This window comes from Streptococcus sp. HMSC066F10, assembly GCF_001813805.1.
Lineage (GTDB): Bacteria > Bacillota > Bacilli > Lactobacillales > Streptococcaceae > Streptococcus > Streptococcus vaginalis.
In genome coordinates, this window is record NZ_KV813954.1 from 1 (window position 1) to 1,056 (window position 1,056).

The window sequence follows — 1,056 nt, forward strand, 5'->3', positions numbered from 1 at the left end:
GATAAATTGCAATAAAAAGTGCAACGTTTACTCGTACTCATCCACTAGAGCTTCATAAGCAGTTCTGTAAGCTAAACATTTTCGTGGTCGGTGATTGATATCATATAAGGCCTTGTTCAAAGCCTCATCAGATATAGCAGCTAAATCTGTTTTCTTTGGGAAATATTCTCTTAGTAAGCCATTTGCGTTTTCATTACCTCCTCTCTGCCAAGATGAATAGGCGTCCGCAAAGAAAAAGGAAATTCCTAACTTCTCTACCAGAGGATAGCAGGCGAACTCTTTTCCCCTGTCTGAAGTGAAGGTTTTAAGAGTCTCTTTTGGAAATAGTTTACAAAGTTGTTCGATGGCTGAAAACATGGATTTGGCTGTTCTGTCTGGTATCTTGAAAGCTAAGTAAAAACGAGTTTTTCGCTCTAGAAAGGTCGCTAAACAGCCCTTGCTTTTGCCTCTGGAAGACACCACAGTATCAAGTTCCCAGTGGCCAAAAGTTTCACGATTCCGAACCTCTTTAGGACGTTTGGCAATCGGCGTGCCAATCCTAAATCTTCCACGTGTTTCTTTGGGTTGTCGAGTTCTTCCTTTACGACGAAGGACGCTTAAATCCAGATCAATCAAACCATTATAGAGCCAATTATAGATGGTTTTAAAAGCGACCATTGGCTTTTGTTCAAGCTGATAGCGCCCAGAAATTTGTTCAGGCGACCAGGAAGATTTTAAACCGTTCTCAATTTCCTTTTTCAACTTTGGTGTTAAACAAGACTTCCGACCTTTTTGTTTAGCCCTGCGGTCGTACTCTTCCTGTGCTAAGACTGCAGAATAGCCATTTTGACATCGTCTTAACTCTCTTGAAATGGTAGACTTATGGACGCCAAGTTTACTTGCAATTTGGCAAGGTTTCAAACCTAATTCCAAGTAGGTTTCTATCTTTATTCGGTCGGTTATGGTAAGATGGAAGTAGCTCATAGTTTTTCCTCGGGATTCTGTTTGTGTGGTTACTTACAGTTTACACCAATGAAACGCTATGAGTTTTTTTGTTGCACTATATTTTACAATTTA

General features: G+C 40.1%; 1 protein-coding gene. It reads right to left on the reverse strand.

The features are described 5' to 3' along the window. Positions 1-27: 27 nt before the first annotated feature. Positions 28-963 (reverse strand): IS30 family transposase, encoded by a 936-nt coding sequence (locus HMPREF2933_RS00570; RefSeq protein WP_070672311.1) that lies wholly within the window; start codon positions 961-963, stop codon positions 28-30. Positions 964-1,056: the final 93 nt, after the last annotated feature.